The organism is Mesorhizobium sp. WSM4814 (assembly GCF_055811595.1).
Window position 1 is genome coordinate 1 of record NZ_JBVVQT010000038.1, and the last position, 22823, is coordinate 22823.

The window sequence follows — 22823 nt, forward strand, 5'->3', positions numbered from 1 at the left end:
GGTGCCCCGCTCAACGAGGAATTCGGCAAGGCCGTCGGCGCCGACGCCTATTGCCGCGACGCGGCCGTGGCAGTCGAAACCGCCAAGGATTTCATGAAGCGCAAGCACAACGTCCGCGCTTCGGCCTGAGCTGACGAGGAGAACACAAGAGCATAAGTACGGAGCCCGTACTTATGCTCTTGCAGACGAGGCGCCGCGTAGCGCCGGCATGTCAAGACTTCAACGAGCAACAGCGATCCGCGCAGCGGATCGAATCGCCTATTCAGACTCTTTCGCCTCTTCCTTTTTCAGGATCGGCGTGTCGGCGGTTGTATTCGCGACGCTTGCGACTGTGGTTTGCTGATCTACGCTTGCAGCTTTGGTCTGCTGATCTACGGAAGCCGTCGTTTTGTTGTGGCCGACACATTCCGCTGCGGCGCCGGATACCGAAAGGCCCAGAGCGGCGACAACCAAGAGAGCGGTCTTCATTCTATGCTCCTAGCTTCGTTGTTGAGGTACAGGGAAAGATTACCGGCATGTCCCGCATTCGAAAAGTCAACTTTTTGTGCCTGCCCCAGCGAACCCCCACCTGACGAAACAATTGCAATAGGCGGACACCACGGCCGCTTCGACCTCACTTCGGCGAATTCGGCATGGACCATAAACCGAGCCAAGCCTTGCAACGCGACTTTGTTGTTCCCAGATGTTACAATGACTTAACGCGCATCGCTTGAACTTTCTCGATAGCGATGCGCCTTGTTGATATCCGCGGGATCAGGGATTTTGGACCGTATCCTCGACCGCGTTGGCTGTCGATTTGACATCCCTGCCGACGCCGCGGACGGTGTTGGCGCAGGCCGAAAGAGCCAGGGCGCAAGCGAGGATGGCGATCGGCGCAATGCGTAGCGGTTTCATGAATGGTATCTCCCTCAACAGATAGATTCGTGGGACAGCAACGAAAATCGGTTAGACTGGTTCCATGAGCATTGCGCGAAAACTACAACCCGATCAAGGTGACAGGCTGCTTGTCATCGCCTGCGGGATGATTGCGCGCGAAGTTCTGGCCGTTAAGGAGCAGCTGGGGCTCGACCATCTCGACCTGACCTGCCTGCCGGCGGAGTTCCATTTCTACCCGGACCGCATCGCGCCGGCCATGGACAAGGCAATCGAGAAGGCCAAGGCGGACGGCTACACCAATATTTTCGTCGGCTATGCCGATTGCGGCACCGGCGGCCTGCTCGACCGCGTCTGCGAGAAGCATGGGGTCGAGCGCATGGCCGGTCCGCATTGCTTTGCCTTCTACCAGGGCATGGAAGCCTATGCGAAAATCGCCGACGACGACATGATGTCGTTCTACATGACCGATTTCCTGTGCCGGCAGTTCGACGCCTTCTTCATGAAGCCGCTCGGCCTCGATCGGCATCCGGAGCTGATCAAGGACTATTTCGGCAATTACCAGAAGCTGGTCTATATCGCCCAGACCGACGATCCGGAACTCGACAAGGTCGCCGAGAAGGCCGCGAAAATGCTCGGCCTCGCCTATGAGCGCCGCTCGACCGGCTACGGCGACCTGACGACGGAGCTGGCCAGCGCCGCGGCACACGGCTGACGTTCGATCAGGCGCGGTCTTCTTCCGCTGCAAGCGCGGCGAGCACAGCGGCAAAGCTCGTCTTGCAGACGAAGCCCAGCCTGTCCCGCGCCCGCGACGCGTCGTAGACACGGTCGATCGAGGAAAACATCGTCCAGCCTTTTCGCGCATAAAGCGCCGGAAACTCCGGAAAATAACGCGCCACGACTGGCGGCGCGTCAGCGATCAATGCCTCGCAATCATCAGGCCGGAACGGCGTTGGCGCCGAGATGATGAAGACGTCGAAGCCTAGCTGTGGAGCCTTCTCCAGCGCCGCGACATGGGCCTCGGCGGCATCTTCCACGGTCAGACGACGGAACAACAGCTCATTGGCCTTGGTGTTGGCGTCCGACTGGTCGATCGCATGCGCCATGTCGTCTGCTTCGGGAAAGAACCGGGCGGTGCGCAGCACGATCGCCGGCAGTCCGGACTGGATGTGATAGAGGCGGCAAAGATGTTCGGCCGAGAGCTTGGTTACGCCGTAGATGTTGCGCGGCTCGGGCGACATGTCTTCCGTCAGCCAGGCGGCCTTGCGCGCACCGCCGGTGAGGCCGGCGCGTATGGCTTTCGAGATCATCAGCGAGGTCGTCGACGTGAAGACGAAGCGCTGAACGCCCGATAACACCGCCGCGTCGAGCAGGTTGAGCGTGCCGCGCACATTCGTCTCGATGAAATCCTCATTGCGGTGGTGTTCGATATCAGGCTTGTGCAGTGCGCCGCTGTGGACGATCGCCTCGATGCGGTTTTCCCCGACCGTCCGCATCACCAGATCACGGTCGGCGACCGAGCCGATCATTTGCGTTGGCGCCGACGGGACCGGATCCAGCCCGATGACGTCATGGCCAAGCGCCCGCAGGCGCAGCGCGAGCGCGCTGCCCAGCCAGCGTGACGACCCCGTAAGCAAGATCCGCATCGGTGAAACCACGAGTTTTAAGCTGACTGCTGTTAAGCACGGATGACAGGCCGCCGCGAACGGGTAAGTTGTATGCCAAACGAGAAAACAGGCTGTTCCAGCTTTCGACCAGGAAACGCACCGATGATCGCTCGCCTCTTGATTGCCGCAGGCGTTTTCTGCTTCGCCCTGCCCGCGCTCGCCGAAGGCGAGGTGCAGAAGCTGATCACGCCCGCCGACAAGGTGCGGCTCGACAAATATGACGAGACGCGCAAGGCAGCCCTTGATGAAGCCAGGGCCGGCGAAGCCGCCGAGGTCAAGCAACTCGACGCCTTGCTGGCAAAGCCGCTGGTCGCGTTTTCCGGCAAGGACCTGACCGGCAACTGGCAATGCCGCACCATCAAGGCCGGCGGGCTGAGCCCGCTCGTCATCTATGGCTGGTTCAAGTGCAAGGTGAGCGACGATGGTTCGGGCTGGATACTGGAAAAACTCACCGGTTCGCAGCGTACCAAGGGCCGCTTCTTCGACGACGGCGAAAAGCGCGCGATCTATCTCGGCTCCATCTTTGTCAACAACGATCCCGCAAAACCCTATGGCAGCGGCCCGCAAGGCGACCAGGTCGGCTATGCCTTTCGCAACAGCGCCAACGAATGGCGCATCGAATTCCCGGCCCCCTATTACGAATCGAAGCTCGACATCCTTGAATTCAAGCGCTGAGCCCGCTGTCCTGAGGCCGATCATCAGGGTTAACCCGACGGTCTAAACCCACGCACTAGCACTATGTCTTTGCGGGCGCCGCGCCGCGGCCTGCCTTGGAAACAATGGTACCATCCGACGATCTGGTTCCATCTCTGGACCGGCGCAAAAACCGGCGTCTGGCAACGAGCGCCGATTTACCGGACAGCGCCCTGGCGATAAGCTTGCGCCGTTATGAGCGAAATCGACCACCGCACCATCATCGCCAGCCTTTCGGTCCATGATCGTCGCGACCTCACCGCCAAACTGGACAGGCCTGGCATTGTCCGGCTGGCCGTTCACGGCGGGCTGGTTGTCGTGCTGGGTGCGCTGATCGCCGCCCGCATCCCGTTCTGGCCGGTTCTCGTGCTGCCGCAGGGGATCCTGATCGTCTTTTCCTTCACGCTGTTGCACGAGACGATCCACGAAACGGCCTTCAGGACGCCGTGGCTCAATCGCGCCATCGCCACTGTCACCGGCTTCCTGATCCTGCTGCCGCCGGCATGGTTCCGTTATTTCCATTTCGCGCACCATCGCCACACGCACGATCCGGACAACGACCCCGAACTGATGGCTCCGAAACCGGAGACCATCGGCCAGTACGTGCGCTATCTCTCCGGAATCCCCTATTGGAGCGGCATGGCGCGCGTGATCGTCGTCAACGCCGCCGGCCGCAACCGCGACGGCTTCGTGCCGGAAAAAGGCCGCGACAAGGTGATTTCGCAAGCGCGTTGGTTCCTGTTCGTCTATGCAGTGCTGCTGGCGGCCTCGCTGGCCGTGCAGTCGGCGCTTCTGCTGTGGGTGTGGATTGTGCCGGTGCTCGTCGGCCAGCCCTTCTTGCGGGCCTATCTGTTGGCCGAGCACGCGCTCTGCCCGCATGTCGCCAACATGCTCGAAAACACCCGCACCACCTTTACCACAAGGCTGGTACGCTTCGTGGCGTGGAACATGCCTTACCACTCCGAGCACCATTCTTATCCGGCCGTTCCCTTTCACCGCCTGCCGCGTTTCCACCAAATTGTCGCCGAACATCTGCGCACGACCGAGCGAGGCTATGTCCGCTTCCACAGGAAGCTTGTCGGCAGCTTCGATCGTCGCGCCGGCTGATCAAAACCAGGCCAAGCATCGAATATTTTCGCGTTTCCGTTGCGGCTGCCAATTGCGTCGCTTTTGAATGCGCGCGCGTCGTCCCATAACAAGCAGCCCGACAGCGCTTCCGGCAATGCTCGCACTCACTACAGCGCCGCGCGTCCCATTGGACGCGCAAAGGACGCTGTAGCACTTTGAGTCGGCGCATGATCCTTTCCAAAATCGATGCCGATTTTCGGGGTCATGCGCGAGGAGTAAGAAATTCATGGCCGATCTGATCGTCGTCTACTGGCGCGACATCCCCGCCCAGGTCATCGTCAAGAAGGGCCGGCAGAACGCCAAGCGCGAACTGCCGCTGCGCTTTACCGAGGCGATCGACATGTGCGCGATGCGCACCGGCGCCGGCGGCACCGACGACTACCTTGCCGAATGGCGCAAGGCCGACCCCATGCCGGTCAGCGACGATCTTGAAGGCGAGGCGGAAAAAGCCTTTCAGGACATCGACGCGAAATACGACCGCGAGCGGCTGGTCGCTCTGGTCAAGGCGGGCGGAAAAGAAGATGTCTGAAACGACCCCGGCGATTACCCAGGCCACTCTGGTCAAGAAGGCAGCGCCGAAATCCGACTACAAGCCGGCCGACGTGTCGCCGCAGCGGCGCGTGCAGCGCTCCTTCGCTGTCAGGCTGTGGTCCGTCCGCCACTCGCGACTGCTCGAATGGTTCTACGCCAGGTTCTCCGACATGTTTTTGCTCCTCCATCCGCTGTGGAAGCGCATCGGTTACGGCCGCGTCGAAGGTCCGATCAAATTCGTCGAAAAACGCGTCAAGGGTTTTATGTTCGACTGCCGCATGTGCGGCCAGTGCGTCCTTTCTTCTACCGGCATGTCGTGCCCGATGAATTGCCCCAAGCAATTGCGCAACGGCCCTTGCGGCGGTGTGCGCGCCAACGGCAATTGCGAGGTCGAGCCTGATATGCCGTGCGTCTGGGTCAAGGCCTGGGAAGGTTCACGCAATATGGTGCATGGCAACAAGATCCTCGACGTGCAGAAGCCGGTCGACCAGTCGCTGCGCGAGACCTCGGCATGGCTGCGGGTGACCGCACAGGCCGCCGCCGCCCGCGAAGCCGCGCGCAACGTTCCAAAACCTGGGGCACCGGCATGATCGGCCGCCAGCCCGACGAGAACCCGGCCGGCATCCATTTGCCGCTCGACCCCCTGCCCGGCCACACCTCGCGCGGCCGGCTGGAGCGCGTCCTGAGGCGCGGCGAATTCGCCGTGACCACCGAGCTCAACCCGCCGGACAGCGCCGATCCGGAAGACGTCTACAACCGCGCCAAAATCTTCGACGGCTGGGTCGACGCCATCAACGCCGTCGACGCCTCGGGCGCCAACTGCCACATGTCGTCGGTCGGCATCTGTGCGCTGCTGACCCGCATGGGTTATGCCCCGATCATGCAGATCGCCTGCCGCGACAGGAACCGCATCGCCATCCAGGGCGACGTGCTGGGCGGGGCGGCGATGGGCGTCGCCAACATGCTGTGCCTGACCGGCGACGGCGTGCAGGCCGGCGACCAGCCAGGCGCCAAGCCGGTATTCGATCTCGACTGCATGTCACTGCTGGAAACCTGCCGCATCATGCGCGACAATGGCAAGTTCCTGTCCGGCCGCAAGCTGACGACGCCGCCGCAGCTTTTCCTCGGCGCGGCGATCAACCCTTTCGCGCCGCCGATCGATTTCCGCCCCTACCGGCTGGGCAAGAAAATCGCCGCCGGCGCGCAATTCGTGCAGAGCCAGTACTGCTTCGACGTGCCGATGTTCCGCACCTACATGCAGCAGGTCCGCGATCTCGGTTTTACGGAAAAATGCTTCATCCTGTGCGGCGTCGGACCGCTGGCCTCGGCTAAGACCGCCAAATGGATCCGCTCAAACGTGCCGGGCATTCATATCCCCGATTCGATCGTCAAGCGGCTGGAAGGCGCCCAGGACCAGAAGAAGGAAGGCAAGCAGCTCTGCATCGATATCATCAACGAGGTGAAAGAAATTCCCGGCGTCTGCGGCGTCCATGTGATGGCCTATCGCCAGGAGGAATATGTCGCCGAGATCGTCGATGAATCGGGCGTGCTGAAGGGGCGCCAGCCCTGGAAACGCGAAATCCGCCGCGACGATCAGCTCGTCGCCGACCGGCTCGACCACATTTTGCACGACGAGATCACCGAAACGCAGGTCGACATGGTCAAGACCGCGCATTGATGGCGCGGACGCCACCATTCGCTTGATCGAAAACAGAAACGATATAAAGAAGTCTTTATATCACGAGGGAGAGATTGCATGACCCGGACGATCGTCGCCTCGGCGACACGAGAAATCATCATCGGCTTCGACCAGCCCTTCTGCGTGATCGGTGAGCGCATCAATCCAACCGGGCGCAAGAAGCTCGCGGCCGAGATGATCGCAGGCAATTTCGATACCGTCATCAGGGACGCGCTGGAACAGGCCGCCTGCGGCGCGACCATGCTCGACGTCAATGCCGGCGTCACCTCGGTCAACCCGAACGAGACAGAACCCGGCCTGCTGGTGCAGACGCTGGAAATCGTGCAGGGGCTGGTCGACCTGCCGCTGTCGATCGACAGTTCGGTGACCGCGGCGATCGAGGCGGCGCTCAGGGTCGCCAAGGGCCGTCCGCTGGTCAACTCCGTCACCGGCGAGGAAGAAAAGCTCGAAGCCATCCTGCCGCTGGTCAAGAAATACAATGTCCCGGTGGTTGCCATCTCCAACGACGAGACAGGCATTTCGATGGATCCGGATGTGCGCTTCGCCGTCGCCAAGAAGATCGTCGAGCGCTGCGCCGATTTCGGCATTCCGGCGCATGACGTGGTCGTCGACCCGCTGGTCATGCCGATCGGCGCGCTCGGCGACGCCGGCCGCCAGGTCTTTGCCCTGCTGCGCCGGCTGCGTGAAGAGCTCAAGGTCAACACCACCTGCGGCCTGTCAAACATCTCGTTCGGCCTGCCGCACCGCCACGGCATCAATGCTGCCTTCATCCCGATGGTGATCGGCGCCGGCATGACCTCGGCGATCATGAACCCGGTGCGTCCGCAAGAGATGGAAGCGGTGCGCGGCGCCAATGTGCTGAACGGCACCGACGAGAACTGCACCAACTGGATCAGGACCTACAAGGACTATAAGCCGGCCGAAGGCGGCCAGGCGATCGCGGCGCCCACGCAAGTCAATGCGCCGGGCGAAGGCAATGGCAATGGCGGTCGCCGGCGCGGGGGTCGTGAAGCCCGTATGGCCCGAGGATAAGCGCGCAATCGTGAACTCTCCTGCCAACATCACCGATCCACTCGTGCTGTTCATGCCGTCCGGCAAGCGCGGGCGGTTTCCGGTCGGCACGCCGGTGCTCGATGCCGCACGCCAACTCGGCGTCTATGTCGAGAGCGTGTGCGGTGGACGCGCCACCTGCGGGCGCTGCCAGGTCGAGGTGCAGGAAGGCAATTTCGCCAAGCACAAGATCGTCTCTTCCAACGACCACATCTCGCCCAAGGGCGCCAAGGAGGAACGCTACGAACGCGTGCGCGGCCTTCCCGAACGGCGCCGCCTGTCCTGCTCGGCGCAGATCCTCGGCGATCTCGTCGTGGATGTGCCGCAGGATACGGTCATCAACGCACAGACCATTCGCAAGGATGCCGACACCAGGGTCATTGCCCGCGATTCGGCAATCCACATGTGCTATGTCGAGATCGAAGAGCCCGACATGCACAATCCATCAGGCGATCTCGATCGCCTGAAGATCGCGCTGATGAAGGACTGGGGGCTCAACAGCCTCGATTTCGATTTCCATCTGCTGCCGCAGGTGCAAGGCATCCTGCGCAAAGGCAACTGGACCGCGACCGCCGCCATCCACAAGGATGCCGAAAGCGAGACCGCGCGGGTCATCTCGTTGTGGCCCGGCCTCAAGAACGAAGCCTACGGGCTTGCCTGCGATATCGGCTCGACCACCATCGCCATGCATCTGGTGTCGCTGCTGTCGGGCCGCGTCGCCGCGTCGTCAGGCACGTCGAACCCGCAGATCCGCTTCGGCGAGGATCTGATGAGCCGCGTTTCCTATGTGATGATGAACCCGGACGGCCGCGAAGGCATGACGGTCGCGGTGCGCGAGGCGATCTCGGGTCTCGTCGACAAGGTTTGCGCGGAAGGCAACGTCCAGCGCAACGACATCCTGGATTGCGTCTTCGTCGGCAATCCGATCATGCACCATTTGTTCCTCGGCATCGATCCGACCGAACTCGGCGGCGCGCCCTTCGCGCTGGCTGTCTCGGGCGCCGTGCACATCAAGGCGTCGGATATCGGCCTGAAGCTCAACCAGGGCGCCAGGCTCTACATGCTGCCTTGCATCGCCGGCCATGTCGGCGCCGACGCGGCTGCGGTGACGCTCTCGGAAGGCCCGCACCGCCAGGACGAGATGATGCTGATCGTCGATGTCGGCACCAATGCCGAGATCGTGCTCGGCAATCGCCAGCGGGTCGTGGCGGCCTCCTCGCCCACCGGTCCGGCCTTCGAGGGCGCGGAAATCTCCGGCGGCCAGCGCGCTGCGCCCGGCGCCATCGAGCGCGTCCGCATCGATCCCGACACGCTGGAGCCGAAATACCGCGTCATCGGCTCGGAACTGTGGTCCGACGAGCCCGGCTTCCTCGACAGCGTCCAGGCAACCGGCGTCACCGGCATCTGCGGCTCCGGCATCATCGAGGTGGTCGCCGAGATGTACCTGGCCGGCATCATCTCCGAGGACGGCGTCGTCGACGGTGGGCTCTGCGCCCGCTCGCCGCGCGTCACCGCCAATGGCCGCACCTTCTCCTACGTGCTGAAGGAGGGTGAGCCGAGGATCACCATCACACAGACCGACGTGCGCGCCATCCAGCTCGCCAAGGCAGCACTCTATGCCGGCACCAAGCTGTTGATGGAAAAGCAGCACACCGATCATGTCGACCGCATCCACTTCGCCGGCGCCTTCGGCTCCTTCATCGATCCGAAATACGCCATGGTGCTGGGACTGATCCCCGACTGCGATCTCGACAAGGTCTCGGCCGTCGGCAACTCCGCCGGTGCCGGTGCGCGCATGGCGCTGCTCAATCGCGGCTATCGCCGCGAGATCGAGGAAACGGTGAGCCGGATCGAGAAGATCGAGACGGCGCTGGAGCCGAGATTCCAGGAGCATTTCGTCTATGCCATGGCGCTGCCGAACAAGATCGACCCGTTCCCGAAACTATCGGCGGCGGTGAAGCTGCCGCCGCGCAAGACTGTGAGCGAGGACGGCATTGCCGGCGATGCCGCCCCACGGCGTCGTTCGCGCGAAGGCCACGCCGCCCGGCGCGGCCGGGGGTAGCATCCCGCTGCTAAAAGCTGCACTCACCCTCATTCTCATTTGCATGCATATGTTTCCGGATCAGCCCAAACAGAAACAAGGCGCTGTTTTCGCGAAATCCACCCGATACACACGCGGCGCATTTAACCGGCATCGAACGGCAGGCAGGAAATAACTTTCAGCCGCCGCAGCACTCCGAGGGAGATGAAGATGTCGATGTTCGAAAGCCTCGGCCGCTTTGGTACGGCCATCAAGCATGCGCACAACAGGAACAGGTCGGTCCGGGCCATGAACAGCCTGCCGCCCGAAATTCAGAAGGATATCGGCTGGCCCGTGTCGCCGCGCAACGACCCGCAGGTCACCTTCTCGGCCCTGCTTCTGGGTTCGGCGCGCTGATGACCTTCGCCGACAAATGCAAGCTGCTGGCCAAGCGCCGGAACCGTCATCCGGCTCCGGCAGCAAGCGACCGTCGGCTGCGCGCCGTACTGCTGCCCAGGCGCTGAGCGATGCTGCGCTGGCCTTGATTGCCAGCCAGATCACAGGGCCGTGTTGAGACCGCGCAAATCTTGACATTCTGGGCGAAGGCACGATCTTCGATTGCGAGGGGTTCTCTTAGTCGGCTCAGCCGAAGTCCGTGTGTCCGCATGCCCAGTATCAAAAGCCACGTCGTTTCCTTCGTGCTCAGGTATAGCCGCAAGAAAGCCTTTTCCAGCCCGGAAAACCTGCAGCGCTGGATCGCCTACGCCCGCAAGACGGAGAACCATCAGCCGCCCGCATCGCTGCATCAGCGTTTCGAGATCGCGACGCGCAGCGTGGACGGCTTTCCCGTGTACGAGATCGCGCCGAAGACCGGCGAGCGAAAGCGGATCCTCTACCTGCATGGCGGCGCCTATGTCTTTCAAATCACGTCCTATCACTGGGGACTGATCGCCGATATGGCCGACCGGCTGGGCTTCGGCATCACCGTGCCGATCTACCCCATTGCTCCCGAACACGATTTCCACGCCATGTTCGGCATGGTCGGCGAGGTCTACCGTCAGATGCTCGACGAAACGGAAGCGCAGGACATCGTCTTCATTGGCGATTCCGCCGGCGGCAACATGGCCGTGGTGCTGACCATGATGGCCGCGGAAGCCGACCTGCCATTGCCGTCGCGCCATGTGCTGATTTCGCCCGGGCTCGATCTGTCGCTCGCCAACCCCGAAGTGTTCGAGGCGGAACGCTACGATCCGTGGCTGGGAATTCCTGGCGGGCTGGAGGCAGTCCGGCTCTACAGTGCCGGCATAGATCCCAGCGACTGGCGCATCAGTCCGCTTTACGGTGACCTCTCGGTGTTGCCGAAAACGCTGCTTTTGACCGGTTCGCGCGACATGCTGACCCCCGACAATCTGATCTTCGCGCAAAAGGCCCGTGCCGCCGGTGTCGCGATAGAGGTTGTGCACGAGCAAGGCATGTTCCATGCTTGGCCGCTGATCGACATGCCAGAAGCGCGGCGCGCGCGGGACAGCATCGTGACGTTTTTAGCCAGCGACACCGAAAGCTATCATGCCAAGGCCGGCGAATTGGCACTGCAAAGGACAGGTCGCGAAGTCCCCACTCACAACCTGTCTACGCCGTCGAAGTCCTGAATCAAAACTTTCCGGTTTCTTTGAACACTTCGAAGGTCGCGCGGATGTGATCGGCAACGGCTTTCACTGGCGCGCTGGCGTCCGGCGCCACGACCATGGCCAGATTGTAGGTGCCGATGTCGGGCATGCCGTCCTTCGGGCAAAGCTCGACCATGTCGCTGCCGAGGAACGATTTCGGCAGCGGCGCCACCGCGAGGTCGGACATGATTGCGGCGCGCTGGCCGGCGGTGTGCGCGCTCATATAGGCGACGCGGTAGTTGCGGCCCTCACGCCCAAGCGCCTCGAGGGCGCCTGCCCGCCAGGCGCAGCCCTCTTCCCACAATGACACCGGCAGCGGTTCGCGCAGATGCGCGCAGCCGCCCTTGGCGCCGGCCCAGACGATCGCTTCGGTGAGCAGCACTTCGGCGCCGAGCGCGCTGGTCTTGTATGAATTGGTGAGAAGCGTGATGTCGAGCGCCCGGTCGTCCATGCGCCGGCGCAGATTGACGCTCTGGTCGATGGTCACGTCGACGGCGATCGAAGGATGCGACTGTGCAAAACGCTTCAGCACGTGCGGCAGCACGCGCTCGCCATAGTCATCAGGCGAGCCGAGCCGCACCACCCCGACAATCTCGGGGATGATGAACTTCGACACCACCTCACGGTTGATCGACAACAGCCGGCGAGCGTAGCCGAGCAGCATCTCGCCATCCGTGGTCAGCGTCACCGAGCGGGCGTCGCGCGCAAACACCGATCGGCCTAAAATGTCCTCAAGCTTCTTGATCTGCATGGAGACGGCCGACGGCGTGCGGAAGACAGCACTGGCAGCGGTGGTGAAACTGCCGGTCTCGGCGATCGCCACGAAGGTGCGCAAGACGTCGAGATCGAGCAGCGGCAACGGATGATTGAGTGGGGCGTTCATCGGGATCGACCTTCAATTTTTCTGATGCAAACTATCATTCCATTTCGTTTGATTGAACATCACTTTGGGAGGATAGTCAACTCCATCGAAGGCAGACGGCGATGACACTGATCTGCAATCGACACGAAATGAAGCTGAAACAAACCGGATGTAGCGCTTGGTCCGCCGAGCGACCGGCACCCGGCCCCACCCTAAGGAGAATTGAAATGTCCATCCTGTCATCCATCGGCCGCATCGCGACCGAATTCAGCGCGGCCCGCGCCCGCTACCAGACCGAACGCGCCATCCGCTCTCTGCCGATCGAACTGCAGAAGGATATCGGGTGGCCTGAAGCCGCCGACACCAAGACCGGCACTCGCCACGGCGTTGGATCCTGGGCTGGCGGAGCAAAATAGATCGTGTGTATCAAAAGCTGAAGGCCTGCCGCACAGACCATGTCCGGCAGGCCTTTTTATTTGCAGCCATTTCCGAGCCATGCCGTCGTTGCATGGTGCCTATGACCGGGCCGCATAGCAGCTCAAATTTTGAACTAACGCCTTATAAGTGATCATTAATCTGGCGGAATGCCCAAATACGTCGCATGCCGTGTCGCTTTTCCTATCAAGTGCTTCGCTTTTGCGATTTAGTTTCCCTTCACGTAAGCCTATATCAGCGCCAGCCAACGAGCTGCCCCACTCCATCACGCGAAGGCGACCCGTCTGAGCAACCGAATGGAGATGATGATGAAGCTTTTTGCCCGCCTTTTTGCTCGCCGTGAAATGAGCCTGACGACCGCTCTCGAGCGCCAGCGCCTTGCCAACACCATGCCGGGCCAGACCGGCGCCGTGGCCGCCGCGCGCCTCGGCTTCGTCGCCTGATCTGCCAAGCTCGCAAGCGGAGCTCTCTGCTGCTGCTTCGAAGTTGACAACAACGCCGCTTCGGCTTGCCGAGGCGGCGTGCTTGGTCATGCCCCGACCACATGCGCAAATGCTTAATCCGGCAGCATGTCGGGTCCGTCATCGCATAGCGATTGCCCATTTGCGACCCATGTCGCAAATAAAGTCTTTCCGTTGCCGCCTAGCCGATTGACAGGAAAGGTTTTTCCTGATGTCGCTATGCTGATCGCGACATCCTGTTCGCGCCATTGCAGCGTGAGGGCTACCCTGTGAACGTCGTAAATCATCCGATCAGGCGATCGTTTGTGTTCTTCCTGGTCCCCGATTTCACCATGATCGCCTTTGCAACGGCGCTCGATCCGTTGCGCTCGGCCAACCGGATGCTCGGCTACGAAGCCTACCGCTGGCGGCTCGCCAGCATCGACGGCAAGCCGGTGCGCGCCTCGAACGGCGTCGAATGCGCCGTCGACACCTCGCTGGAGGACGAACGCAAGAAGATGTCCGGCCCCGAACGGCCGAACATGGCGGTCGTTTGCAGCGGCATCAATGTCGAGCGCTACCAGAACAAATCGGCCTTCGCCTGGCTGCGCGAGGAATACAATCGCGGCGTCGCCATCGGCGGCCTGTGCACTGGCGCTCATATACTGGCCGCCGCCGGCCTGTTGTCCAACAAGCGCTGCGCCATTCATTGGGAGAACCTGCCGGGCTTCTCCGAAGCGTTCCCGAAGGCCAATGTCTTTGCCGACCTCTTCGAGATCGACCAGAACATCTACACCTGCGCCGGCGGCACCGCAGCGCTCGATATGATGCTGAAGCTGATCGGCGACGATTTCGACGACAATCTGGTTAACCGGGTCTGCGAGCAAGTCTTGACTGACCGCGTGCGCAGCCCGACCGATCGCCAGCGCCTGCCGCTGCGCGCACGCCTTGGCGTGCAGAACTCCAAGGTGTTGACCATCATCGAATTGATGGAAGCAAACCTGTCCGAGCCGCTGTCGTTGATCGAGATCGCCGACCATGTCGACCTGTCACGCCGGCAGATCGAGCGCCTGTTCCGCACCGAGATGGGACGATCCCCTGCCCGCTACTATCTGGAGATCCGCCTCGACCGGGCCCGGCACTTGCTGATCCAATCATCGCTGCCGGTGGTCGAAGTGGCGGTCGCTTGCGGCTTCGTCTCCGCCTCGCATTTCTCCAAATGCTATCGCGAGCTCTATGCGCGCTCGCCGCAGCAGGAGCGCGTCGATCGCAAGCAGTTGCTGGTCGCGTAGACAAGACAAGGCAATATTTTGCGCGCGTACCTCTGGCGGATGGCGATTGAAGTCTAGCGGGTGTCGAACATCCAGCTTCGGTCGCGCCACATTTTCTCGCCGACCTGGCAGTCGGTGGCCGGCTTGTCCTGCGCCAGCACCACCGGCGGATGCGCTGCTTCTTCCGCCGCCCTTTGCGGTGAGGCAGGCCCGGCGAGCTCAAGCACCAGCTTGCGGCGAATCGCTTCGGGAAACTGCGTCCACTCATTGACCGGGATCATGAACGCGCCGGGCCCGCCGATGACGCAGTCTGTGTAATAGCGGTCGAGATAGTTGACGTCGTAGACGCTGGTGAAGCCGCCCCGGGTCATCAGCGGCAGGCCGTTGATGGTGATGCCTTGCCTGACCAGTTCGTCACGGATGATGTCGACGGGAGCACCTTGGTTGTTGGGGCCATCGCCTGAAATGTCGATGACGCGCTTGACGCCCTGGAAGCCGCTTTCGGCGAAGAGATCGCTGCTGAATTGCAAGGCTCCGGAAATCGAGGTGCGCCGCGCGCTGTTGGGCGCATGGGCGGAGAGTTGGTCGACCACCCGCTTGGCGTCGGCACGATCGGCGATCACCGTCCACGGCACGATGATGTGCTGCCAGGTCGTGCCGGCCCATTCGACATAGGTGACGGCAATCTTGCCGTAGGCGCCGTCGGCGATGGCCTGCAGCACCGTGTCGTGCGTCAGTGCAGCGACATAGCCGCGACGCTGGATTTCGAGTTCGGCCGGCGACATCGACAGCGAAACGTCGACCGCCAACACCAGTTCGACGTCGACGGGTTCGGCAGCGAGGGAGTCCGGCGCCTGGACGAGCATCAGCACCAGCGCGGCGGCGCCTGAGAGGAGATGTCCTGCGCGGGGAAAAGCAGACATGCCGCAAGGTAAGCGAAAATCGTCACGCCACAAAGCGAAAAGCCCAGCGCCGGGCTAATGCATGTTGTCCAAAGGCATGCCCTCGGGCTTGAACCGAGGGTGCGCAGCGGGTTTGGGCAACGACTTGCATAAAAACGAGAACTTAAGGCGCGGCGCATGACCCCACAAAACGTGACGCGCCTTAAGTCCTTGCATCCACATTTTTGCGAGTCCGCCCCTCAGCTCTATTGTGGGAGGCTCAGCTGCGTGGCTTGAGGTTGTCCGGGTCGTAAAGCGGCCTGTAGCCGACGGCGGCCACTTCGACCGGGTATGTCTCGCCGAAATATTCGACATCCAGCTTACGGCCCTCCTGGCAATACGCCCACGGCAGATAGGCAAGCGCGATGTTCTTGCCGATGGTCGGGCCGTAGGCGACCGAGGTCGTAAAGGATCGGCGGCCGAGTTCGTCGACCAGCGTTTCACCCGTTTGCGGGTCCATCACCGGCATCGTGCCGACGGGATAGCGGGCCACGCCGTTGGAATCGACATTATCCGTCATGACGAGTGTGCAGAGCATGGCCGGCTGATGCGCGCGGGCGCGATAGTCCAGATGCTTTGCCTTGCCGCTGAAATCGGCCTCCTTAACCTTTGGGCGGGCAAGATCGGCCTCCAGCAGATTGTACTCGGTCAAAAGATCCGCATTCTGCAGGCGCAGGCTCTTCTCCATGCGGCGGCTGTTGGCATAGGTCTCGACGCCAAAAGCCATCACGCCGGTCGAACGCAAAGCATCCCATACGGCCAGGCCGTCTTCGTATCGCATATGCAGTTCCCAGCCCTGCTCGCCGACATAGGAGATGCGAAAAGCGGTCACGTCCTTGCCGGCGATCCTGACAGGCTTGATCGCCGCAAAGGGGAAATTCTCCGGCGTCAGGCCGTCCGGGTCTTCCACGACCTTGCTCAATGTTGCCCGGGCGTTCGGACCCCAGATACCGACGGTCACGTATTTTTCGGTCACGTCGGTGATGGCGACATCGAACCCTTTGTCTTCTGACGTCCGCCGCATGTAGTGGAAGTCGCGCGGGCCGGCATCGGCGCCGTCGATGACACGGCAGCGGTCGGCCATCCGGATGACGGTCAGGTCGGCCCGCACCATGCCCTCATCGTCGAGGAAATGGGTGTAGATGCCTTTGCCGATATTGCCGTCGCCGCCGATCCTGGCCGCGCACAGCCACTCCATCAGCGCGACATGATCAGGGCCTTCCACGTCGTACATCGCGAAATGCGACAGGTTGACGATGCCGCAATCCTCGCTCATGGCGAGATGCTCGGCATTGGAGACGCGCCAGAAATGGCGGTTGTCCCACTCGTTTTCGCGCACCGGCACCCGGTTGCCGTATTTCTCGAGCAGGTGCTCGTTGGCGGCATAGCCGTGGGCGCGCTCCCAGCCGCCGAGTTCCATGAAATAGCCGCCGAGTTCCTTCTCGCGCTCCCAGAAGGGCGAGCGGCGCACGTCGCGAGCCTTGGAGAAGGGCTCGCGCGGATGGACGGCCGGATTGTAGACCTTCATCGCCGTTTCGGTGCAGCGGTCCCAGATGAACTGCTCTTGCGTCTGGTGCGGATAGAAGCGCGAATAGTCGATGGCGTGGTGGTCGATCGACGTCCTCCCGTCCGTCATCCAGTCGGCGATGAGCTTGCCCATGCCGGGGCCGTCCTTGACCCAGATCGCGACGGCATACCAGAGGCCCCGCACCTTCTGGCTCTCGCCCATGGAGGGGCCGCCGTCTGCCGTCACCTGCAGAAGCCCGTTGAAGGAATGGCTCTCATTGTAGCCCAGTTCGCCCAGGATCGGCGTCAGTTCCATGGCGCGCTCGAGCGGCGCCAGGATCTGTTCCATGTCGAGGTCGCGCTGCGAGGGCGATAGACGGGCCTGGTCCTTCTCCAGAAGGTCGCGCGGATGGCAAAGGCGCGGATTGGTCTCTTCGTAATAGCCCCACTCGATCTGCCCGCCTTCGGCGGTCTTGGGATCGCCGGTGTCGCGCATGTAAGCCGAGTTGCCCTGGTCGCGCAGCAGCGGCCAGCCGATCTCCTTGCCGGTGCCGGCGAACTCGGTATAGGGCCCGAAGAAGGTGAGCGGATGGTCGATCGGCATGACCGGCAGGTCCTCACCCACCATTTCCGCGATCAGCCGGCCCCAGATACCGGCGCAAACGATGACGTAGTCGGCTTCGATGGTGCCGCGATCGGTCACCACGCCCTTGATGCGACCGTTCTCCACGACGAGCGACCTGGCCGGCGTGTTGGCGAAGGATTTGAGTTTTCCGGAGGCTTCCGCCTGATCGACCAGCTTGCCGGCGACCGTTTGCGAGCGCGGGATGACAAGACCGGCATCGGGATCCCACAGGCCGCCCTGCACCATCTCTTCTTCGATCAGCGGGAATTTCTGCTTGATCTCGGCCGGCTCGATCAGCCGGGCACGCGTTCCGAAGGCCTTTGCCGAGGCGATCTTGCGCTTGATCTCCGCCATGCGATCGTCGTCGCCGACGCGGGCAACCTCGAGGCCGCCGATACGGGCGTAGTGACCCATCTTTTCATAAAAATCGATGGAGTAGAGCGTCGTCCAGCAGGACAGGAAATCATGGCTGGTGGTGTAGCAGAAGTCGGAAGCATGCGCTGTCGAGCCGATATCGGTCGGAATCCCTGACTTGTCGATGCCGACGATGTCGTCCCATCCGCGCTCGATCAGGTGATGGGCGACCGATGCGCCGACAATACCGCCCAGCCCGACGATGACGACCTTCGCCTTTTCCGGAAACCCTGCCATTGCCCGCGACTCCAAAGTGGTAAAGCGGGCACCGGCGCCCGTTTGATCGGCGCACAATATGCAGGCGCCAGCCGCCATGCTACCGCCTGTTTGCGACACGCTGCAGATGCGACGCGACCCGAAAGGATCAGCTGCTTTCGGGCCCGGGACTACCCCTCAGGCGAAGGCCCAGATGTCCTCGGCCTGGAAGCCGACCTGGTAGCCGGCGGTCTTCAACTTGACCACGACCTGGCCGATCTCGGCCGCCGGCAACGCACCAACCTCGACCTTGATCATGCCGGGACGGTAGCGCTCGAGGTCGAGCTGCTCGAAGACGATCCAGTCGGCGCCTTCGCAATCGACAAGGAAGGCGTCGATACGGGTGATGCCGTTGCGGTCGAGCAGCGTCTGCAATGTCTCCGACGGCACTTCGATATCCCTGAGGTGCGGCGCGAACCGCGCAGCGATGGCCCGCGATCGAGGATGCCAGCGGGAAGACCGAGCGACAGCGCGATGCGCGCCAGGCTGGAAACGGAACTCATGACTTGTCTCCAGGAATGACGTGCAATGGCGCGGCGCCGCGCCCGTTGGTGCTCGCTGATGCCCAAAGCGCCATGAAGGGGCTGGCGAGCAGCAGGAACGGCGGGATCAGATTGGGAAAGTAGATGCGGGTGTCGTGGATGGGGAAGACCGTGAATTTGGCCAATACGCCGAGCACCAAGGCCGCAAACAGAATGCCGGCGCGGCGGTCGAGCTTGAAGCCGGCACGGCTTGAGGCATACCACCCCGCCAGCGCCAGCACCGAGACGCCGACCCAGTTGTTCAGGCTGACGGCACGGATCAGGGAGACGGCAAAAGCCCGGAGGTAGGCGACTGCCGAGAACGGCGGATCGAAGCCGGCCATATTGTAGCGCTGCTCGATCGAGGAGAACCACAGATGCGGCCACCAGCCGGGATGCTGCGCCCAGTGCGAGATGGCGAAATAGGCGACGAGCGAGGCGGCAAAGCCGGCGAGCGCGCCCCACGCCTTCTGCCGGAAGGCCAACAGCAGAACGGCAAAAATGGCAAGGAAAACAATATTGTCGGGCCGAGCCATGAAAGCGAGGAAGAGCAGGATCGCGGTGGCCACTTCACGACCGCGCCTATAGGCAAAGAGCCCGCCGAGGAACAGCGCCGAGCACAGCAGGTCAGGCGTCAACGCCCGCGCCGCGTCGCCGAAATCGGCCATCATCAGCACCGCGCCGAGAACCGGCGCCAGCGCCAGCGCGCCCTCTGAGCGCAGCCAGAGCAGCGCGATCGCGCCGAACAGCAGCACCGAGAACACCTGCAGCAGCCGCATCGCCGCGACCGGCGACATCGCCGAGCTCATCGTCGACAGGATCTCGGCGTAAAGGAACTTGATCCGGTACATGCCGAGCAGCGAATGGAAATCGGCGGCATTCCCGGCCATATGACTGCGGAAGCCGCCGCCATCATCGGTCAGCGCCTTGTAGTCGCTCGCCGATAGTCCGTCCCTGACCGTGCCATAGGCATAATCGTGCAGCGCCTGCACATCGCGATAGGTGCCCTCCTCGGCGATCGCAAGGTAGGGCAGCATGTCCCAATTGGCGTCAGGCATGAACCATGCCGTCGCCGCGGTCAGCAGGATGTAGAGCGCGAAGGCAGCCGCCCCGATCGGTGCGGCAAGACGCGCATAGGTGCCCTCGCCCCATGCCAGACTGGCCTTGGTCAGCCGGTCGAGCAGGTTTGTCGGAGCCGGAGACTTGCTCAGCATGGTCTCGCTCGGCGCACCTGGCTAACGAACCTGGCTTTTGACGAAATCCTTCACGATCGACACGATGCCGCGCGACAACAGGCTGTCGAGCGCCTCGACGAAGCGGTCGACATGTTCGCGCTGGCAGATCAGCGGCGGTTCGAGACGGATGACGTTGCGGTTGTATTCGGTGAAGGCAACGAGCACGTCGTAGTCACGCAGCAGCAAAGCACCAACAAAGCCGGACAAGGATCCCTTCAGCTTGTCGTCAAGCACGCTGACCACAGGCCGCAGCACCATCGGCAAGGTCTGCGAAAAGTCGTGGAATTCCAGCCCGACCATAAGGCCTTTGCCGCGGACCTCCTTGATGATCTTCGGGTATTTTTGCTGCAACGCCTGCAGGCGTTGCAGCAGATAGTCGCCGGTGACCGCGGCGTTGTCGATCAGCCCCTCGTCGTAAAGCACGTTGAGCGCCTCGATCGAGGTGACGCAGGCCTCGCCCATGCCGCCGAAGGTGGCCATGGCGTGGATCATCGCCGTCTTCGGCGTGCCATAGGCCTTCAAATAGACCTCGCGCCTGGCGATCATCGCGCCGACCGCCGCCTTGCCGCCACCGAGCGACTTTGCCAGCGCCGTCACGTCCGGAACGACGCCGTAGTGCTCGAAGGCATAGAAGCGGCCGGAGCGGCCATAGCCGCACTGCACCTCGTCGGCGACCCACAGAACACCGTATTGGTCGCATAGCGCACGCAGCTTCTGCCAGTATTCGGCAGGCGCCTGGATGATGCCGCCGCCGCCCTGGATGGTTTCGAGCACGATGACGCCGATCTCGGGATCGGAGCGGAACGTGCGCTCGACCGCTTCGACGTCGCCGAACGGAATGCGCATGACATTGTCGGCCATCTTGAAGTCGGCGCGATAGAGCGAGCCGTCGGTGATCGCCAGCACGCCCTTGGTCTTGCCGTGGAAGGAATTCTCGGCATAGACGATTTTCGGCCGCTTCGGGCCGGCGGCGCGCTCGGCGAGCTTCACCGCCGCCTCCATGGCTTCGGAGCCGGAAGAGCCCAGAAACACCATGTCGAGGTCGCCGGGCGAGCATTTGGCGAGATTGTGCGCCAGCGCCGCCGCATATTGCGACATGAAGGCGATGGCGATCTCCTGCCGCTTCTCCTCCTGGAACTTTTTGCGCGCCTCGAGAAGGCGCGGATGATTGTGGCCGAAGGCCAGCGAGCCGAAGCCGCCGAAGAAATCGAGGATCTTGCGGCCGTTCTGGTCGATGTAGAACATGCCTTCGGCGCGCTCGACCTTGATCTTGTGGAAGCCGAGCAGCTTCATGAAATGCAGCTGTCCGGGGTTGAGATGCGCCTTGAACAGGTCGGTCATGCGCGCGACGTCCATCGCCTTGGCCTGCTCGACGCTGATCAGATCGGGCTTGGCGGTGGTGGCGGGCGAAAGCGCCCGCCCGCTGACCGTGGCGCGCGCAGTCGTGTGGTCTGGCTTAGTCATGACGGTCATCTCAAGAATCTCCTGCTGGCGCATCACTCGGCGGGCACATGTTTGGCGGCGACGGCATGGCCGTCTTTCTTGGCGCGATATTCGCTGTAGGCGGCGATCAGCATGTCCTCGTCGCGATATTGCGGCACCCAGCCGAGCTGGCGTTCGGCTTTGGACACGTCGAGCACGCAATCCTCGTCGGCGATCAGATACTGCTCCGGATCCATGATCGGCATGTTGAAGCGGTCGAGCAGGTCGAGCGTGCGCTTGACGGCCCAGCCCGGCGTCGGGATCAGCATCGATTTCGACCCGGCATGCCTGATCAGGTCGCCGAGCAGTTTCCGGACCGGCGGCGGGTTGAGCGAGCCGAGATTATAGGCCTCATCAGGCACGCCGGCTCTCCAGGCGGCGCGCGCCGCCTCGGCGCAGTCGAACACCGAGATGAACTGATACGGGTTCTTGCCCGAGCCGATCATTGGCACCGGGAGGTTCCAGTCGATCAGCTTGAACAGCTTTTCGAGGATGCCGAGGCGGCCGGGGCCGATGATCAGGCGCGGCCGAAAAAGCGAGATCGACATGCCGCGCTTGCGCCATTCGACGGCCAGTTCCTCGGTCTTTTGCTTCGACCAGCCATATTCGCCGAGCGGCGCGACCGGGTGCTCCTCGGTCATTGGTTGTGTGACCGTGTGGCCGTAGATCATGTCGGTCGTGTAATGGACGAGCTTGGGCGCGCCGGCTCTGTCCATCGCCTGCATGATATGCTCGGTGCCGTGGAAATTCACCGGGAAGAAGAATTCGTGGCGCCTGGCGCGCACCTGGATCGGCGACAGCATTTTCGCCGACAGATTGTAGACCATGTCGTCGGCCTTCAGCCCAACCGAAGCGACCGAGGCCGGATCGGTGACGTCGCACCTGACATATCGGACCGAGCGGTAATGCGGCAGGTCGCTTTTGGCGATATCTGCGACGACCACCTCCTCGCCATCGGCCAGGAGTTTCGGGGCAAGGTGGCGGCCCACGAAACCGTCGCCGCCGAAGATCACATGTCTCATCGAACGATCCCACTGTGAATCTTGTCGGACGAAAAGGAGGCCGTTTCCTCGTCATGCCCGCGACCACCCAAATCCCGGCTATCCAAATCCCGGCCACCCAGATCCCGGCCACTTTGGGCGATCAGCACCGTGCCGACGCAGATGAAAGCGATGCCGGCGATACGCCAGCCATTGAGGTCTTCGCGGAAGATGAAATAGGCGAAGATCGCAACGGCGACATAGGCGAGGCTGAGGAACGGATAGGCGAAGCTGAGCTCTACCTTGGACAGCACATAGATGTGCGCCGCCATCGAGATGACGAAGGTGCATAGGCCGAAGAAAACCCATGGGCTGAAGACGATCTGCAACAGCTTCAGCAACGGATTGCTGCCGTCGAAGGAAATCGGACCGAGTGACATCATGCCCTGCTTCAGCATGAGTTGCGCGGCGGCGTTGGTCATGACCGTGAACAGAATTGATACGATGTATTTCATGTTTTTCTCATCA

General features: G+C 62.3%; 23 protein-coding genes and 2 pseudogenes. 14 read left to right on the top strand and 11 right to left on the bottom strand.

The annotated features are described in order from the left end of the window. A pseudogene (locus AC0L2V_RS30665) lies at nucleotides 1-129 on the top strand (cobalamin-binding protein); the annotation flags it as partial. 129 nt (nucleotides 130-258) lie between these two features. Here AC0L2V_RS30665 and AC0L2V_RS30670 read toward each other — a convergent pair. Continuing rightward, a complete protein-coding gene (locus AC0L2V_RS30670) occupies nucleotides 259-468 on the bottom strand; it encodes a hypothetical protein (protein ID WP_287285310.1) in 210 nt (69 codons plus the stop codon). 285 nt (nucleotides 469-753) lie between these two features. Further along, entirely contained in the window at nucleotides 754-894 is a 141-nt protein-coding gene (locus AC0L2V_RS30675; RefSeq protein WP_036263015.1) for an entericidin A/B family lipoprotein, read from the bottom strand. Between the two features lie 64 nt (nucleotides 895-958). Between AC0L2V_RS30675 and AC0L2V_RS30680 the strand changes: the two genes are divergently transcribed. Then, entirely contained in the window at nucleotides 959-1588 is a 630-nt protein-coding gene (locus tag AC0L2V_RS30680; RefSeq protein ID WP_287058551.1) for a DUF1638 domain-containing protein, read from the top strand. Between the two features lie 7 nt (nucleotides 1589-1595). On the opposite strand, the gene AC0L2V_RS30685 is transcribed toward AC0L2V_RS30680, so the two are convergent. Further along, complete coding sequence (locus AC0L2V_RS30685; RefSeq protein ID WP_473522027.1) at nucleotides 1596-2519, bottom strand: NAD-dependent epimerase/dehydratase family protein; 924 nt, start codon at nucleotides 2517-2519, stop codon at nucleotides 1596-1598. A 123-nt stretch (nucleotides 2520-2642) separates the two neighbouring features. On the opposite strand from AC0L2V_RS30685, the gene AC0L2V_RS30690 reads away from it, so the two are divergent. From AC0L2V_RS30690 to AC0L2V_RS30730, 9 genes are all read left to right on the top strand, one after another. Then, the gene (locus AC0L2V_RS30690) at nucleotides 2643-3215 is read left to right on the top strand and encodes a DUF4893 domain-containing protein (protein ID WP_473522028.1); all 573 of its coding nucleotides are present in this window, start codon (nucleotides 2643-2645) and stop codon (nucleotides 3213-3215) included. Between the two features lie 213 nt (nucleotides 3216-3428). Next, nucleotides 3429-4340: a fatty acid desaturase gene (locus AC0L2V_RS30695; protein WP_473522029.1), complete on the top strand. Its 912-nt coding sequence runs from the start codon at nucleotides 3429-3431 to the stop codon at nucleotides 4338-4340. Nucleotides 4341-4587: 247 nt separating this feature from the next. Next, nucleotides 4588-4890 (top strand): virulence factor, encoded by a 303-nt coding sequence (locus tag AC0L2V_RS30700; protein ID WP_128173850.1) that lies wholly within the window; start codon nucleotides 4588-4590, stop codon nucleotides 4888-4890. Then, the gene (locus AC0L2V_RS30705) at nucleotides 4883-5482 is read left to right on the top strand and encodes a methylenetetrahydrofolate reductase C-terminal domain-containing protein (protein ID WP_473522030.1); all 600 of its coding nucleotides are present in this window, start codon (nucleotides 4883-4885) and stop codon (nucleotides 5480-5482) included. Before AC0L2V_RS30700 ends, AC0L2V_RS30705 begins: the two co-directional genes overlap by 8 nt. Continuing rightward, nucleotides 5479-6570 carry a methylenetetrahydrofolate reductase gene (locus AC0L2V_RS30710; RefSeq protein ID WP_027154501.1) on the top strand — a complete coding sequence of 364 codons (1092 nt, stop codon included), beginning with the start codon at nucleotides 5479-5481 and terminating at the stop codon, nucleotides 6568-6570. The genes AC0L2V_RS30705 and AC0L2V_RS30710 overlap by 4 nt, the downstream gene beginning before the upstream one ends. Before the next feature lie 78 nt (nucleotides 6571-6648). After that, a complete protein-coding gene (locus AC0L2V_RS30715) occupies nucleotides 6649-7623 on the top strand; it encodes a methyltetrahydrofolate cobalamin methyltransferase (RefSeq protein WP_023798928.1) in 975 nt (324 codons plus the stop codon). Continuing rightward, nucleotides 7574-9703, top strand: a complete 2130-nt coding sequence (locus AC0L2V_RS30720; protein ID WP_473522038.1) for an ASKHA domain-containing protein — start codon at nucleotides 7574-7576, stop codon at nucleotides 9701-9703. Before AC0L2V_RS30715 ends, AC0L2V_RS30720 begins: the two co-directional genes overlap by 50 nt. Before the next feature lie 189 nt (nucleotides 9704-9892). Beyond that, on the top strand, nucleotides 9893-10078 hold the full coding sequence (locus tag AC0L2V_RS30725) for a hypothetical protein (protein WP_023798926.1): 186 nt from the start codon (nucleotides 9893-9895) through the stop codon (nucleotides 10076-10078). A gap of 248 nt (nucleotides 10079-10326) precedes the next feature. Beyond that, entirely contained in the window at nucleotides 10327-11310 is a 984-nt protein-coding gene (locus AC0L2V_RS30730; protein WP_023798924.1) for an alpha/beta hydrolase, read from the top strand. A 1-nt stretch (nucleotide 11311) separates the two neighbouring features. On the opposite strand, the gene AC0L2V_RS30735 is transcribed toward AC0L2V_RS30730, so the two are convergent. Next, the gene (locus AC0L2V_RS30735; protein WP_473522031.1) at nucleotides 11312-12211 is read right to left on the bottom strand and encodes a LysR substrate-binding domain-containing protein; all 900 of its coding nucleotides are present in this window, start codon (nucleotides 12209-12211) and stop codon (nucleotides 11312-11314) included. A 206-nt stretch (nucleotides 12212-12417) separates the two neighbouring features. On the opposite strand from AC0L2V_RS30735, the gene AC0L2V_RS30740 reads away from it, so the two are divergent. The 3 genes from AC0L2V_RS30740 (at nucleotide 12418) to AC0L2V_RS30750 (ending at nucleotide 14357) form a co-directional block, all read left to right on the top strand. Further along, nucleotides 12418-12606, top strand: coding sequence for a hypothetical protein (locus tag AC0L2V_RS30740; RefSeq protein ID WP_077383673.1), 189 nt, complete (start codon nucleotides 12418-12420; stop codon nucleotides 12604-12606). A gap of 315 nt (nucleotides 12607-12921) precedes the next feature. Continuing rightward, entirely contained in the window at nucleotides 12922-13068 is a 147-nt protein-coding gene (locus AC0L2V_RS30745) for a hypothetical protein (RefSeq protein ID WP_198032808.1), read from the top strand. 287 nt (nucleotides 13069-13355) lie between these two features. Then, nucleotides 13356-14357 (top strand): GlxA family transcriptional regulator, encoded by a 1002-nt coding sequence (locus AC0L2V_RS30750; RefSeq protein ID WP_473491301.1) that lies wholly within the window; start codon nucleotides 13356-13358, stop codon nucleotides 14355-14357. A 53-nt stretch (nucleotides 14358-14410) separates the two neighbouring features. Here AC0L2V_RS30750 and AC0L2V_RS30755 read toward each other — a convergent pair whose 3' ends face one another. The 7 genes and pseudogenes from AC0L2V_RS30755 to AC0L2V_RS30785 form a co-directional block, all read right to left on the bottom strand. Beyond that, nucleotides 14411-15259 (bottom strand): DUF1194 domain-containing protein, encoded by an 849-nt coding sequence (locus AC0L2V_RS30755; protein ID WP_473522032.1) that lies wholly within the window; start codon nucleotides 15257-15259, stop codon nucleotides 14411-14413. Between the two features lie 238 nt (nucleotides 15260-15497). After that, entirely contained in the window at nucleotides 15498-18059 is a 2562-nt protein-coding gene (locus AC0L2V_RS30760) for a GcvT family protein (RefSeq protein WP_473522033.1), read from the bottom strand. A gap of 156 nt (nucleotides 18060-18215) precedes the next feature. Further along, nucleotides 18216-18497, bottom strand: a pseudogene (locus AC0L2V_RS30765) (FkbM family methyltransferase); the annotation flags it as partial. Nucleotides 18498-18576: 79 nt separating this feature from the next. Continuing rightward, nucleotides 18577-19812, bottom strand: a complete 1236-nt coding sequence (locus AC0L2V_RS30770) for a hypothetical protein (protein ID WP_473522034.1) — start codon at nucleotides 19810-19812, stop codon at nucleotides 18577-18579. Nucleotides 19813-19833: 21 nt separating this feature from the next. Further along, a complete protein-coding gene (locus AC0L2V_RS30775) occupies nucleotides 19834-21306 on the bottom strand; it encodes an aspartate aminotransferase family protein (RefSeq protein WP_473522035.1) in 1473 nt (490 codons plus the stop codon). A 23-nt stretch (nucleotides 21307-21329) separates the two neighbouring features. Next, complete coding sequence (locus AC0L2V_RS30780; RefSeq protein WP_473522036.1) at nucleotides 21330-22337, bottom strand: NAD-dependent epimerase/dehydratase family protein; 1008 nt, start codon at nucleotides 22335-22337, stop codon at nucleotides 21330-21332. After that, entirely contained in the window at nucleotides 22334-22810 is a 477-nt protein-coding gene (locus tag AC0L2V_RS30785) for an EamA family transporter (protein ID WP_473522037.1), read from the bottom strand. Before AC0L2V_RS30785 ends, AC0L2V_RS30780 begins: the two co-directional genes overlap by 4 nt. Between the last annotated feature and the right edge of the window lie 13 nt (nucleotides 22811-22823).